This is a genomic window from Lutibacter sp., assembly GCF_030692605.1.
In the GTDB taxonomy this organism is placed as follows: domain Bacteria; phylum Bacteroidota; class Bacteroidia; order Flavobacteriales; family Flavobacteriaceae; genus Lutibacter.
On sequence record NZ_JAUYUD010000114.1, the window covers coordinates 68,853 to 81,556 of the forward strand.

Below are 12,704 nucleotides of genomic sequence, written 5' to 3' on the forward strand. Positions count from 1 at the left end.
TTTGTACGTAAAATATTTATTATGGACACAAAACTAACATTAAGGCTAAATGACACTGTAATAGAACGAGCAAAGACTTATGCTCGCAGTCATAAAATCAGCTTGTCGAAATTGATTGAATCATATCTTGACAGTGTGACCAACGAAAAAAGCAATGAAAAGCAAATAACGATTACTCCATTTGTTGAAAGTTTAAGTGGCGTTATAAAATTGCCTTCCGACTTCGACTATAAAAAAGAATATGGTGATTATTTAACTGAGAAATATAAATGAAAAAGGTTTTTATAGACACCAACATAGTAATTGATTTACTATCAAGAAGAGAACCGTTTTTTGAGGAAGCTGCCGGACTATTTTCGCTTGCGGACAGAAAAATTATTAGCCTTAGTGTATCTTCTCTAACAATTGCAAATACTAGCTATACCCTTCTAAGACAGACAAATTCGAAAGAAACCAAAACTGTTTTACGTAAACTCAGATTAATTGTTGATATTTTGCCATTAGACGACAAAGTTGTGGGACTTGCCTTAAATGATGAATCTTTTACAGACTTTGAAGATGGACTGCAATATTTTACAGCAATCGAAGGGAATAAGGAAATTATAATCACAAGAAATTTAAATGATTTTAAAAATTCTAAATTGCCAGTAATGACTGCTCGACAATTTTTAAAGTCAATTGAATAAGACCTATTGCTAACCCGCGGTAAACATAATAAGGGGAAAACTGCTATATTTGAATTATGAATAAGAAAGAAACGACATGCCAAAATTGTAGTGAGATGCTCCAAAACCCTTACTATGCTTACCGCAAAACGCTATGTGTCATTTCCCATATTTGTATTGAAAAACTTCTAGTACTAACGTTTTCTTTGCTAATGAGAATGTAGTAAATCGATACGAAGTTGTAATTTAAAACTTATTTTCTACTTCAGCTGCTTCAAGCATAAAGTAGTGTAAATCGGTGTTTTTAATAAACGGTTTTAATAAATTACTTCCGGGGCCAAACATGGCTAATTCTACATAATCGGCTGAATGATCCATGCTAATCCAACCAACAGAATTATGTTGCTTTTGAATTTTAGCTAACTCTTTAAAGGGTAAATGTCTTGCATTATACAAACCGTTTTCAGATTTAATATTGGTATAATAGCTCAGAATTAATTTTGCTTCTTCATCTGTTGTTCCAAAATTATTGGCATATTCAATACGTTCTTTTACTTGCGAAATGGTGGTTTCTCTATCTAATCCGTTTAAAATCCATTCGTTGGTGTGTTTATAATTTTGAATGGTATCAAAATGATTATCGGCGTTTTTCCCATAAATAATTCCCGGATTTGCGTTTCCGTGGTCGGTGGTAATAATAACTAAAGTTTCTTTGTCTTTTTCAGCAAAATCAATTGCTACTTTTACAGCTTCATCAAATGCTATTTGATCGTAAAGCAACCCCGCAATATCATTGCCGTGAGCTGCCCAATCCACTTTTCCAGCTTCAACTTGTAGCACAAAACCTTTGGAATTATTTTTCATTTGATCAATGGCTTTTTGAGTCATTTCACCCAAAGTTGGTATTTTTTTTAGCAGTTCTTGATCATTTCTTCTATCAATTGAATACGGAAGGCCATCGTTATAAAAAACACCAAGAATTGGCTTATTAGAATCTGTCATCATCAATTCATCTCGTGATTTTATAACCTGATATCCTTTGTTGGAAAATTCTTCATATAGGTCGCGTTTATCTTTTCTGAATTCTGATGCAAAATAATTATTTCCACCGCCCATCATTACATCAAAACCAAGTTCTAAATATATTTCGGCAATATCTTCTTGAGAATTTCTAGATTTGCTATTAACACAAAAACCTGCTGGCGTTGCGTGAGTAATAGGCACTGTTGTAACGCAACCAGCCATTTTACCTGCTTTTTTAAATTTTTGCCAAATAGGCACATAAGTTTCGCCATTTACGCCAACATTTAATGCTCCATTATTAACTCTAAATCCACCACCCCAAGACGAACTTGCAGCTGCAGAGTCGGTAACAATAGAACTAGCTGAAGCCATATCCATTAAAGCACGACTAATTTTATTGTTTTTATATAGGCTAATCCAATTACTCCCTACTCCAGTTTTTCTAGATAAATATAAGTCGGCCATGTTTAATGTTCCAGAGCTCATTCCATCACTAATTAAAATAATAATATTTTTAGCTTTTTTATTATTCTTTATTGTGTCACGTTCTAAGCTAGTTGCGCTCAGATCAAACGGGCTAATTAATGAAGTTCCTAAAGCAAATAAAGAACCATTTTTAAAAAACTTTCTTCTATCCATAATGTATATTTAAAAAAATAACGCGTTGTGTTCAATTAATTTTTAACGATGATTTTTCGTCTGTTCGAGTGATTTTCGTTTCGTTTTACTGCACAAAAAACACTCGAACAGACGTTTTTAATAATTGCGCCCAACGGGTTAAAAATAATTTCCAAATATAGAGAAATGTGGGTATAATGTAGTAATTATTTTGGTGTGAGTTATTGGTGTAATTAAACAAAATAACAAGTTGTTATAATTAACGCGTTGGGTGCAATTAATTTTAACGATGATTTTTCGTCACTTCGAGTGATTTTCGATAGAAAATTGTATCGAGAACAGAAAAATGATAGTTAAAAACGGTTCTCGATACATCGCCATCGCGCTAACTGGCTCTTTCACTAAAAATGTTCACTGAACATTTTTTAAACGCTCAGCCCTGTTTCGTTTTACTGCACAAAAAACACTCGAACAGACGTTTTTAATAATTGCGCCCAACGGGTTATAATTATTAAAAATTTAACTAATTTTAAACATCTCAAATGTATTAAAATGAACTACCAAAAGCACTTTCCTATTATTTCATTTCTACTAATTGTGGGTACGATTTTTTACAGTTTTTATTCGCTTTTGCCTTCTGGGGAACTAAAAGAAACAACTGACTCGAGTCAATTTTCAACAAAAAACGCATTGGTTCACGTAAAGGAAATGAGTAAAGAACCTCATTATCCTGGAACAAACAATCACGAACAAGTGATTAATTATATTGTGGATCAATTAGAAAAATTAGGATTAGAAGTTGAAATTCAAGAACAAGTTGCAATTAATAAAAAGTGGAGAGCAGCTACAAAAACAAAAAATATTGTTGCCAAAATAAAAGGAAATGTTGAAGGAAAAGCATTGCTTTTATTATCTCATTATGACTCAAATCCTCATTCATCTCTCGGGGCAAGTGATGCGGCAAGTGGAGTGGCTGTTATTTTAGAAGGAGTTAGGGCTTTTGTTGAAAAGAATTCGACACCTAAAAATGATATTATAATTTGTATTACAGATGCAGAAGAATTAGGACTTTTAGGAGCTAATGCCTTTGTAAATCACCATCCTTGGGCTAAAAACATTGGACTTGTTTTAAATTTTGAGGCCAGAGGAAGTGGCGGCCCCAGTTATATGCTTTTGGAAACTAATGGAGGAAATAAAAAATTGATTGAAGCTTTTCAAAATGCCAATACACCTTATCCTGTTGGAAATTCATTAATGTATAGCATTTATAAAATGCTACCAAATGATACCGATTTAACAGTTTTTAGAGAAGATGGTGATATAGACGGATTTAATTTTGCATTTATTGGAGATCATTTCGATTATCATACTGTTCAAGATTCATTTGAACGAATGAATATGGATTCTTTTAATCATCAAGCGTCCTATTTAATAGCAAGTTTAAATTATTTTGCCAATAGCGACCTAACGTCATTAAAATCGCAGGAAGATTATGTGTATTTCAATTTCCCGTTTATAGGAATGGTTTTTTATCCCTTTTCGTGGATTTTACCTATGTTTATCTTAGTTTTATTTTTAGTTTTTGTTACCATAACCATTGGTTTTAAATATAAAAAGCTTACACTAAAAGGAGTCTTAAATGGTTTTGTTCCATTATTGGGAGCATTGATTTTATCGATAATAATCACATTTTTTGGTTGGAAACTTTTACTTAAACTGTATCCACAATACCAAGGTATTTTACACGGTTTTACCTATAACGGATATTATTATATTGCAGCTGTTGTTTTTTTAACAATCTCTCTCTGTGGTTGGTTTTATGCAACCTATTTAAAAAAGTATTCCAGTCAAGATTTAAGTATTGCACCTTTAATTTTGTGGATTTTAATTAATGGGCTGGTTGTTTTTTATTTGCCAGGAGCCGCATTTTTTATTGTTCCCGTACTGATTTTATTAAGCATCATTATCATTTTATTTTTTTCAAACAAAAAACACAATCGGTTACTTTTCTCATTTTTATCAATTCCTGTTATTCTAATTTTTGCTCCAATGGTGGTGTTATTTCCAGTGGGTTTAGGATTAAAAATGGTCGCAATTAGTGCCTTTTTTGTGGTTTTGTTAGTTGGGTTTTTACTTCCTGTTTTTTATCAAAAAATGAACCTTAAAAAACTGGCTGTTCTTTTCTTACTAATTGGTGTAGGATTTCTTACAAAAGCACATTTGGAATCTTCATATACCATAAATCAAAAACAACCGAACAGTATTTTGTATGTGTTAGATGCAAACAAGAATGAAGCGTTTTGGGCAAGTTATAATTTAACAACAGATGATTTTACCAAACAATTTTTAGGTGAAAACCCAGTTGCGGGAAGTTATGATGCAAACACCACTAAAAGTAAATACCAAACTAGAATTCAGTGGCATTTACAAACAGCAATAAAAAACTTGGAAAAACCTAGAATTACAATTGAGTTGGATACCATAGTTAATAATTCAAGAAAAATATGTTTGAGCATTATTTCTTTAAGAGCTGCCAATAAAGTTGAACTTATTACAAATATTCCAATTGAATTTTTACAATTTAAGGTGAATGAAGAAAGCATAAAAAAATCTGAAGAAGATTATAAATATGTATTTTCAATTGAGAAAGGTTCTGTTATGAGCTATTATTTAACAAGTCCTACGGAAATTATTGATTTAGAGTTTATGGTTGATGCTAATCAAAAATTTGATTTAGATATTTTGGAAGCTAAATTTGATTTATTTTCTAATCCAGCTTTTAAAATTACCCCTAGATCGGAAATTATGATGCCAATGCCATTTGTATTAAATGATGCGACAGTTATAAAAACCAATATAAAATTTTAAGTATGATTAAAAATAATTTTCTTTTTGCATTAATTCTTTTAGTTGCTTTAACTTCTTGTCGAAAAATAATTAAAGTAGAAGAAGTTGTATACAAAAAACCAGTATTAGATCAAAAAAGTGCTGCTTTTTTATACCATTTTGCTTTTGAGTGTATAGAACAAGAATATCCAAATAAATTAGAACAAGTACTAGGAGACGGTTCGTATTTGAAAGAACCTTCTGAATTGCATCCTGCTTTTTATGGTTGTTTTGATTGGCACTCTTCCGTTCATGGGCATTGGACCCTTTTAAACATTTTAAAAGAAATGCCAGATTTTGAGCACAGAGCAACTGTTATGTTGAAATTAAAAAACAATTTAACAGCTGAAAACATAGCGAAAGAAGTTGCTTTTTTCGACGATGTTCATAATAAAAATTTTGAACGAACTTATGGTTGGGCTTGGTTATTGAAAGTTGCGGAAACCCTGAGAGATTGGGATAGTCCTGAAGCAAATGAAATGTATACTAATTTAGAGCCATTGGTTCAGTTAATTGAACAGAAATACATCGCTTTTTTACCAAAATTAATATATCCAATTCGAGTTGGAGAACATACAAATACAGCTTTCGGATTGTCTTTTGCTTTAGATTATGCCAAAAAATATTCTCCTGAATTAGAAAGGGTAATTATTGCAAAAGCAACGGAATATTATTTAAATGACCAAGGGTGTCCGTTAACTTGGGAACCGAGTGGATTCGATTTTTTATCCCCTTGTTTGCAAGAAGCATCGTTGATGTTAAAAGTACTTCCACAAAAAGAGTTTATAGTTTGGTTAGATAAATTTTTACCAGGTTTTAGGGAAAATCCAAGTCAGTTTTTGGAAGTTGCCGAAGTATCTGATAGATCGGATGGTAAATTAGCTCATTTAGATGGCTTAAATTACAGCAGAGCGTGGTGTTTGTATGAAATAGGAAAGGCTTTAGATAATGAAAAAATGCTAGATTTGGCAAACAAACATTTTCAGTATAGTTATTCTAAAATGGATTCTGGCGAATATGCCGGCGCCCATTGGCTGGCTTCTTTTGGGTTGTATGCGATACTTAAAGCGAAATAATTAAATAACGTGAGTTCGATATAACAATAATCGCACACCACTAATAATTAGGAGTTTAAAAATAGTGTCATTCCGACCAAAGGAGGAATCACATTACGTTTATCAACTGTGAGAAGCCTCGACCACTCGGCATGACAAAGGAACCATTGAAAAACAAACCCATGACCTTGTCATCATTGCGAATTTTACTTTTTTTAAGTAAAATGTGGCAATCTGACTATCCATAAACAGATTGTCACAGTCGTTCTCCTTCAAAATAATATAAATAACTAATATTCAGATGGTATTATTCTTACTTATATCGAACTCACGTTAAATAAGTTAAACTTGTTTAAACACAAAGGTTCTGTTAATTTAACTGATTAAGTACAACTTAAATAATGAATGAAACACCTAAAACAATTGAAACCATTAATTACAATTAGTTAATTTTTATGGTATTGAGTAATTCGTAAAGTGTTAGCCATTCCTCGTTCTTTAACTGGCATGGAAGTAATGTTTACTGCATAGCCACCTTCGTATAAATATCCTTTTTGATGTGCTAAATTATTGATATCTTCAATAGTTTGGTCGGTACTTACAAAACGATTGTAAAACACTCCTTTAACTCCCCAAAGTAAATTTAACATTGCTAGTATTTTTCTGTTTGAAGAAAACACAAGGATGTTCGATTTCGGTCTCCAAGACGAAATTTGAAAAGCTGTATAACCAGAATTTGTTAATGTTGTAATAACTGAAGCGTTAATATTAGTTGCCACTATGGCTGCCTGATGACAAATAGTGTTACTAATATATCGTTCATTTGATTCGAACATTGGGTCATTTGGAACCGAAATTAATGGTGAATTCTCAACACTTTCAATAATGCGTCTTATTTGTTTAATTACCTCAATCGGGAATTCTCCTACAGAAGTTTCACCAGATAGCATAACAGCATCTGCACCATCCATTATGGAGTTAGCAACATCGTTTACCTCAGCTCTTGTTGGAACTTCGGATGTAATCATTGTTTCCATCATTTGGGTAGCAATAATTACTGGTTTATGTGTTTTTTTAGCAATAGAGACGAGGCGTTTTTGAATTAACGGCACTTTTTCCATAGGTACTTCTACGCCTAAATCTCCTCTTGCAACCATTAATCCATCGCAATATGGCATTATTTTTTCTATGTTTTCAACAGCTTCTGGTTTTTCAATTTTAGCTATGATAGGAATTTTATGTGGCGAATTAGTTTTTATAATTTTTTGTAATTTCATTAAATCTTCAGGAGTTCTAACAAAAGAAAGTGCAATCCAATCGACTTGCATTTTTATTGCAAAAAGGGTATCTTCAATGTCTTTTTTGGTAAGCGCAGGAAGAGATATTTTTGTATTAGGTAAATTAACTCCTTTTTTAGATTTTAAAGTTCCGCCTCTTAGCACTTTTGTTACCACGTTTTTATCCCTATCAGTACCTGTTACTTCGAATAAAAGTTTGCCATCATCTACTAAAATATGCTCTCCAACCTGTACATCTTTTGGAAATTTTTTATAGGTCATGAATGCTTTTTCTTGATTTCCTTCACATTTTACAGTTGTAAAAGTAAAAACAGCTCCATGGTGAAGTTCAACGCCATGTTCTCCCATTTTACCAACACGTAATTTAGGTCCTTGTAAATCTGCTAAAATGGCAACGTTGTAATCAAGACGTACATTTATTTCTCTTATTATTTTTATTTTTTCTGCAACATCTTCATAGTCGGCATGTGAAAAATTTACTCTAAAAACATTGACTCCAAAGGTCATCATATCTTCAATAATTTCCTTTGTGCTACATGCAGGCCCAAGGGTTGCAACAATTTTTGTTCGTTTAATGTTTTCAGCCATAATTAAAATATTAGGTGATCTTTCGATTTTAGTGAGTAAGGATCAATACTATAAGAAGTAATGATGTGTTTTATTGCATTTAATTTTAAAATGATGTTTTGAATATCTTCGAAATCAGAACAACCTTCAATTTTTAAAAAAAAATCAATTTTCTTTTTTTCAGGAATTAAATAAGAAACAGTAGAAATTTGGTTATCAAATAATCCAGGTTGTATTTGATTATTTGTATGGTGCACAAATTTATTGTTTATTAAATAGTAATTAGTAAAATGAGGTTCATCTTTATATTCAAACAAAGGATACGCAGCTTCAGAGTTTTTAAAATCTAAGCTGTACTCATGTTTTTTTAAATTAAACTTCAAATATTTATTAATAAAATAGGCCAACCGATAATCTTCTTCGGCGCAGTGTATTCCAATTAGTGAATAATCGACCTCTAAGTCTAAAGTTAGCATTTGCATAGGATAATCTTAATAGGTTCAGCAAAAATAAGGTTGTTTGGTAACAATAAATAATATTTTTACGAAATCGTATTCGCGTAAAAGTACCTAAATTATTTTATGTTGTTTCGCAAAATAGGCTCTTTTTGAAGCTATTTCTTCAGCTTTCTTTTTTGATGTAGCTCTTCCTTTGGATAAAATTTCGTTATTCAAATACAACTTAACACTAAAATGTTTTACGGGGTCGTTTCCAGTATCTTCATAAACTTCATACAAAAAGTCGTGCTTTTCTTTTTGACACCATTCAATAAATAAACTTTTGTAACTGGTTATTTTTCCTTCCAATTTAGCAACATCGGCATATGGAAGAATAATTCGTCTGTAAATAAATTTTTCGCAATAGTTATAATTTCTATCTAAATAAACAGCTCCAATTAAGGCTTCTAAGATATTCCCATTTATATCATCACCAAATTTTGATTTAATAACATTACTTTGCACAAATTGTAATAATTGCAAGTCTTTTCCTACTTGGTTTAAATGCTCTCTACTAACAATTTTAGATCGCATTTGAGTTAAGTAACCTTCATCACCGTAAGGAATTTTTTGAAAAAGGTAGGATGCAATTACACCACCTAACATAGCGTCTCCTAAAAATTCTAATCGTTCATAATTAATTGGCAAGCCAGATTCCTTATCAGTTTCTTTAGTAGAACGATGAATAAATGCCTTTTTGTAATAATAAATGTTGGAGGGAGAAAAACCCAAAATATTTTTTAAGGCTTTAAGTAATTCTTTATTTTCTTTAGAGTGAGTATCTAAAATTTTTCGAATGAAATTCATTCAGTATTATGAATCAAGTTTTTTAAACAGTACACATGCATTATGACCACCAAAACCAAAGGTGTTACTCATGGCAACATTTATGGTTCTTTTTTGAGCCTCGTTAAACGTATAGTTCAATTTACTGTCTATTAGATCATCATCCGTAAAATGGTTAATAGTAGGAGGAACCATACTGTGTTTTATTGCTAAAATTGAAGCAATAGCTTCAACAGCCCCAGCGGCACCCAATAAATGACCAGTCATAGATTTTGTTGAATTGAGGTTAAGCTTATAAGCATGTGCCCCAAAAACATCTAAAATTGCTTTAGATTCAGCAATGTCACCTAATGGAGTTGACGTTCCGTGCATGTTTATAGCATCTACATCTTCTGGTTTTAAACCAGCATCTTTTAAACAGTTTAGCATTACATTTCTTGCTCCTAATCCATCTGGATGTGGTGCTGTAATATGATAAGCATCTGCAGATAGACCTCCACCAGCTACTTCAGCATAAATCTTTGCTCCTCTAGCTTTTGCATGTTCATATTCTTCCAAAATAAGTGTGCCAGCTCCTTCGCCAGAAACAAAACCGTCACGGTCCTTATCAAAAGGTCTGGATGCTGTTTTAGGATCATCATTTCGGGTAGAAAGTGCTTGTAAGGCATTGAAACCTCCTATTCCAGAAATTGTGATAGTAGCTTCAGAACCACCTGCCACCATAACATCTGCATATCCTAAACGAATATAGTTTAAGGCGTCAATAATAGCATTTGAAGAAGATGCGCAAGCAGAAACAGTTGCAAAGTTTGGGCCTCTAAAGCCGTATTTGATTGAAATTTGCCCTGGGGCAATATCTGCAATCATTTTAGGGATAAAGAAAGGGTTAAAACGAGGTGAACCATCACCAGCAGCAAAATTCAAAACTTCATTTTGAAAAGTTTCTAAACCGCCAATACCAGCACCCCAAATTACACCAACTCTGTCTTTATCAATTTTTTCTAAATCAATGTTTGAATCTAAAATGGCTTCATCAGTCGCAACCATTGCGTACTGAGTGAATCTATCCATTTTTCGAGCTTCTTTTCTGTCAATAAATTCATTGACATCGAAGTTTTTTAGTTCACAGGCAAAACGAGTTTTGAACTTAGATGCATCAAAATAGGTTATTGGAGCTGCCCCACTAACTCCGTTAATGAGGCCGTTCCAGAAACTTTCTAAATTGTTACCAATAGGTGTTAATGCTCCAAGTCCAGTTACAACAACTCGTTTTATTTCCATATGAGGATTACTTTTTTGCGTCTTCTATATAACTAATAGCTTGACCTACAGTACCAATGTTTTCAGCTTGATCGTCTGGAATTTGAATATCGAACTCTTTTTCGAATTCCATGATTAATTCTACGGTATCAAGTGAATCTGCTCCTAAATCATTAGTGAAGCTTGCTTCGATTGTTACTTCATTTTCGTCAACTCCTAATTTATCAACGATGATAGCTTTTACTCTTGATGCAATGTCTGACATAATTTTTTAATTTTAAATTTAATTACTCGGCAAAAATATAAAACTTTATTGAAATTGTGATTTAATACTTTCAAAAAAGACTTTTTATAACTTTTAAAGTTAAATAAAGTTTTTCATTTTACCCAAATAAGCGTGAATATTTTGTTTATTTGTGCAACAACATTAAATTAGAATGATACGTATAGCAATACTGGCGTCAGGCTCTGGAACTAATGCAGAAAATATAATGGAGTATTTTAAAGGCAGCAATTCAATTTCTGTTGTGTGCGTTCTTTCTAACAAGATCGATGCCAAAGTTTTAGACCGCGCAACTAGGTTTAAGGTCCATAATTTTAGTTTTAATAGGGTAAATTTTGAAAACCAAAGCGAAATTTCGGCGTATTTAAAAGAAAATGCAGACTATATTATATTAGCTGGGTTTTTATGGAAAATACCTGCCAACATTATTGAAGCATTTCCAAATAAAATTATTAATATTCATCCAGCATTACTTCCAAAATATGGAGGAAAAGGAATGTACGGAATGAATGTTCACAAAGCAGTTATTGAAAATAAAGAAAAGGAATCTGGGATTACAATTCATTATGTAAATGAAAATTATGATGAAGGTGCTATAATTTTTCAAAAAAGTATTGAGGTTTTGCGTACTGATACGGCAGAAGATGTGGCTCAAAAAATACATAAATTAGAACATAAATATTTTTCAAAAATTATTGAAAAAGTTATTTTAGAAAATGAAAGAAAAGGATAAAGTTCATATTTATACAGATGGTGCTTGTAGTGGCAATCCTGGTCAGGGTGGTTATGGTATTGTTATGGAATGGGTAGGGAAACCATACAGAAAAGAATTTTCGGAAGGATTTTTAAAAACAACCAATAACAGGATGGAATTATTGGCCGTAATTGTTGCTTTGGAAAAAATGAAAACCGATGAAGTTGAAGTCACCGTTTTCTCCGATTCTAAATATGTGGTAGATGCTGTTGAAAAAAAATGGCTGAATAGTTGGCAAAAAAAACGGTTTAAGGATGTAAAAAATCCTGATTTATGGAAGCGTTTTTTAAAAATATACAATCCTAAAAACACAAAATTTAATTGGATAAAAGGGCATAACGAGCATCCTCAAAATGAGCGATGCGATGTGTTGGCTGTTGCAGCAGCCAAACGCGAAAATTTAAAGGAAGATTTGGGCTATAACAACTCCAAAGACTTACTTTTCTAATAGCGTAAAATTTTGTAAGGTTTGTAACAAATTATAAATGCTTTTTGGAGCATTGTTATGGTCAAAATCAAAAGTATAATCTTTGTTTTTGAATCTAATTGAAAATTCTCCTTTAATTGCTTTATCGACGGCCAAATCTTCTATTGAAAGATTGCTTTTTATAGTATTGAAATCAATTTTTGAAACTAAATCAATAATTTCAGCAAATTGATTGTTTGTTAATTCAACGTTTTTAGTTTCATTATTTTTTAAAACTTCCAATGCATTATTTTCTAATTGAATTCCTAACTGAAAACCTCTTGTTTGAGCCGAATAACTGAGAACAATTGGTTCAGTTTTATCTTGACTTTGGCAAGAATTAGATAAAGTTATTAGTATCATGAACGTGAGCATAAAGAGTTTCATAAGACATTATTATATATAAACCCGTTGGGTGTAATTAAATTATTTGCGTTTTAATATTATTTATTGGTCTGTCAAATATAAATTTATTGATGTATTGAACCAATGTTAAAGCTGTTATTTTTGCTAAAATTCTTGTTTTAAAACCTTGAAAAGATTTAG

At 31.9% G+C, this 12,704-nt stretch carries 13 protein-coding genes and 1 pseudogene; 6 read left to right on the forward strand and 8 right to left on the reverse strand.

All coding sequences use genetic code 11. From position 1 onward, the window contains the following. Positions 1 to 21 precede the first annotated feature (21 nt). Positions 22 to 273: a DUF6364 family protein gene (locus Q8S45_RS12440; RefSeq protein WP_305605355.1), complete on the forward strand. Its 252-nt coding sequence runs from the start codon at positions 22 to 24 to the stop codon at positions 271 to 273. Then, positions 270 to 686 (forward strand): PIN domain-containing protein, encoded by a 417-nt coding sequence (locus tag Q8S45_RS12445; protein WP_305605358.1) that lies wholly within the window; start codon positions 270 to 272, stop codon positions 684 to 686. Before Q8S45_RS12440 ends, Q8S45_RS12445 begins: the two co-directional genes overlap by 4 nt. A gap of 225 nt (positions 687 to 911) precedes the next feature. Here the strand turns inward: Q8S45_RS12445 and Q8S45_RS12450 are convergent, their stop codons facing one another. Continuing rightward, a complete protein-coding gene (locus tag Q8S45_RS12450) occupies positions 912 to 2,327 on the reverse strand; it encodes an alkaline phosphatase (protein WP_305605361.1) in 1,416 nt (471 codons plus the stop codon). Between the two features lie 531 nt (positions 2,328 to 2,858). On the opposite strand from Q8S45_RS12450, the gene Q8S45_RS12455 reads away from it, so the two are divergent. Together Q8S45_RS12455 and Q8S45_RS12460 are read left to right on the forward strand one after the other, a co-directional pair. Continuing rightward, positions 2,859 to 5,174 carry a M28 family peptidase gene (locus Q8S45_RS12455; RefSeq protein ID WP_305605364.1) on the forward strand — a complete coding sequence of 772 codons (2,316 nt, stop codon included), beginning with the start codon at positions 2,859 to 2,861 and terminating at the stop codon, positions 5,172 to 5,174. A 2-nt stretch (positions 5,175 to 5,176) separates the two neighbouring features. Further along, positions 5,177 to 6,268 (forward strand): DUF2891 domain-containing protein, encoded by a 1,092-nt coding sequence (locus Q8S45_RS12460; RefSeq protein ID WP_305605367.1) that lies wholly within the window; start codon positions 5,177 to 5,179, stop codon positions 6,266 to 6,268. A 425-nt stretch (positions 6,269 to 6,693) separates the two neighbouring features. Here Q8S45_RS12460 and pyk read toward each other — a convergent pair whose 3' ends face one another. The 5 genes from pyk to Q8S45_RS12485 all read right to left on the reverse strand — a co-directional run bounded on the left by pyk (position 6,694) and on the right by Q8S45_RS12485 (position 10,920). Then, a complete protein-coding gene (gene pyk, locus Q8S45_RS12465) occupies positions 6,694 to 8,133 on the reverse strand; it encodes a pyruvate kinase (protein ID WP_305605369.1) in 1,440 nt (479 codons plus the stop codon). Positions 8,134 to 8,135: 2 nt separating this feature from the next. After that, positions 8,136 to 8,588: an IPExxxVDY family protein gene (locus Q8S45_RS12470; protein WP_305605372.1), complete on the reverse strand. Its 453-nt coding sequence runs from the start codon at positions 8,586 to 8,588 to the stop codon at positions 8,136 to 8,138. Positions 8,589 to 8,681: 93 nt separating this feature from the next. Continuing rightward, on the reverse strand, positions 8,682 to 9,416 hold the full coding sequence (gene rnc / locus Q8S45_RS12475; RefSeq protein WP_305605374.1) for a ribonuclease III: 735 nt from the start codon (positions 9,414 to 9,416) through the stop codon (positions 8,682 to 8,684). A gap of 6 nt (positions 9,417 to 9,422) precedes the next feature. Next, the gene (fabF, locus tag Q8S45_RS12480) at positions 9,423 to 10,676 is read right to left on the reverse strand and encodes a beta-ketoacyl-ACP synthase II (protein ID WP_305605377.1); all 1,254 of its coding nucleotides are present in this window, start codon (positions 10,674 to 10,676) and stop codon (positions 9,423 to 9,425) included. Between the two features lie 7 nt (positions 10,677 to 10,683). Beyond that, positions 10,684 to 10,920, reverse strand: coding sequence for an acyl carrier protein (locus tag Q8S45_RS12485; RefSeq protein ID WP_134248150.1), 237 nt, complete (start codon positions 10,918 to 10,920; stop codon positions 10,684 to 10,686). A 172-nt stretch (positions 10,921 to 11,092) separates the two neighbouring features. Here Q8S45_RS12485 and purN point away from each other — a divergent pair, with 172 nt between their 5' ends. Both purN and rnhA read left to right on the forward strand, forming a co-directional pair. Then, a complete protein-coding gene (gene purN, locus Q8S45_RS12490; RefSeq protein ID WP_305605386.1) occupies positions 11,093 to 11,671 on the forward strand; it encodes a phosphoribosylglycinamide formyltransferase in 579 nt (192 codons plus the stop codon). Then, positions 11,655 to 12,140, forward strand: coding sequence for a ribonuclease HI (gene rnhA / locus Q8S45_RS12495; RefSeq protein ID WP_305605389.1), 486 nt, complete (start codon positions 11,655 to 11,657; stop codon positions 12,138 to 12,140). Before purN ends, rnhA begins: the two co-directional genes overlap by 17 nt. On the opposite strand, the gene Q8S45_RS12500 is transcribed toward rnhA, so the two are convergent. Together Q8S45_RS12500 and Q8S45_RS12505 are read right to left on the reverse strand one after the other, a co-directional pair. Beyond that, positions 12,129 to 12,521 (reverse strand): hypothetical protein, encoded by a 393-nt coding sequence (locus Q8S45_RS12500; protein ID WP_305605392.1) that lies wholly within the window; start codon positions 12,519 to 12,521, stop codon positions 12,129 to 12,131. The genes rnhA and Q8S45_RS12500 overlap by 12 nt on opposite strands. 58 nt (positions 12,522 to 12,579) lie before the next feature. Next, positions 12,580 to 12,704, reverse strand: a pseudogene (locus Q8S45_RS12505) (IS982 family transposase); the annotation flags it as partial.